2 protein-coding genes are annotated in these 1816 nt (G+C 49.9%); both read left to right on the forward strand.

Annotation, left to right across the window (positions count from 1 at the left end; genetic code table 11):
- On the forward strand, window positions 1-346 hold a 346-nt coding region (locus tag GX147_10645), incomplete at its 5' end, for a hypothetical protein (protein ID NLN61126.1).
- On the forward strand, window positions 339-1094 hold the full coding sequence (locus GX147_10650) for a hypothetical protein (protein NLN61127.1): 756 nt from the start codon (window positions 339-341) through the stop codon (window positions 1092-1094). The genes GX147_10645 and GX147_10650, both read left to right, overlap by 8 nt.
- Window positions 1095-1816: the final 722 nt, after the last annotated feature.

Raw genomic sequence — 1816 nt, forward strand, 5'->3', positions numbered from 1 at the left:
CATGGGGTGGAAGGAAAACTGGAAGTATAAAAGCACGGTAAACTGCTTTTCAAAGAACGATGAACAGGTGCTTCTCTTTGATCTCGGCTGCTGTGAATTCCATTTGCCGCCGGGCGAGCAGGGCGAGCGTCCGGTCAGAGCGCTTCCTTCCGATTGGCTGGCAGGCTTCGGCGAAGCCCTGCCGGAATACATGATGCTTTGCAGAAGGGCTTTGGCAAACGTATTGGACGATTGGAGCATCGGCGCATCCGCCACCGCCGTGCCAGGCTTTTCAAGCGGGGTGAAACCGCTCACCCGTAAGGAAGCGGAAAGACGCATCGCAGAAATGGGGGGTATGAATGGATAGCGCCGAACAATTGGGGCTTGATCTCATGACCGAAACCGGCAAAAAGAGCCGGGGCGGGTTAAGCGATTATAGCGAGCTGAAAAGGGAGAGCGTACAGCGGGTGCGCGGCGATTTTCTCTCTCCCATATTCAAGCCGAAGATTACCTTCGCCATTGACAGCGTCACCTTTAATATGTCCTGTGTCAACCTGTTCCCGGAGCATCAGCATATTGTCATCAATATCGATGAAGAAAACCAGCGCATTATTATCGAACCCTGCCAGGACTACAACCGGGATTCGCTCAAATTTGCAACCTTCAATCTAAAGCAGGAAAAGAATAATCCGCGCAAGTGCATGGCGAGGATATTTTGCAGCATGGTTTACGATATGATGGGCTGGAACCGCGCAGCCAAATACCGATGCATGGCAATCTATCAGGAGTTGGGCGGCAAACGCGTTATCGTGTTCAATCTGGACGAATGCCTGCAGGTTTTCACCGAAGTGATCGAATCGGCTGGTGGCAAGAAAAAACGCAATACCATAATCAATATGCCGGAAGATTGGAAAGGGCGGTTTGGCTACACGCTGGAGGAATTGGACACCAAGTATAAGGTGGATACCGCCAGCACCTTCATCACGATCGATCACAAGACCGGGGAGCGGCACAATGCCCAAATCAGCGCCAAGCTGCCTACCCCGGAAGAACTGATGCACCGCCCCTACGGAGGGATCAGGATGAATGTGGAGGATGGCGATGAAAACGAATAATCTATCAATTCGAGTTTGCATGAAAAGCAAGAGGATTTTTCTCCCACGCCGGATGATTGGACTGCTGGGAAACCCCACGCACCTCAGCTTCTGGTATGATGAGGAAAATGGGAATCTTCTGATCTCCGCCGCGTCAAAGGAGGATCTGGATGCGTATGAAATCCCGCCCTCTTATTGGGTAAGAACAAAAAACTCCTGTGCGATGGCGCGCATCGCATTTCTGAAAGCCCTGCAGTACCGCCTTGGGTGGAAGGATGATGGGCGGTATTCTTTCGAGGGAATCTTGACCCAATCGGGTGAAATCCCGGCTGCCGTATTTCGGATGACAGAAGAAATGACAACAGATCAATAGGAACAGAGGACGAAAGATTCCCTCTGTTCCTATCATACTGCGATTTTTTGTCGCTAACAAGCCGTAATCCTATCTCATGGCAACGCTTTTGTCGTAAATAGAACACCTCTCTTTCCAAAGGGTTGAATTCTCCGGTGAATTTCGTTGGGAAAAGAGCGAAAATCAGACTCGAATTCCTGAAAACCCTGATTCTATGCGGGTTTCCCCTTTGTCGTAATTATACCGTATGGGCATGCGGTTCCCTGAAAGAAGCCGATTGTATTTTACAGTCGACTTCTTTAATTTTGTATGATAAAATGTAAGCGGTGGGATTATCGGGTCGGATCATGAATGCGCGCCGGTACAAACGGACGAAAGACCGTCATAACAC

It is taken from the genome of Deltaproteobacteria bacterium (genome assembly GCA_012522415.1).
In the GTDB taxonomy this organism is placed as follows: Bacteria; Desulfobacterota; Syntrophia; order Syntrophales; family JAAYKM01; genus JAAYKM01.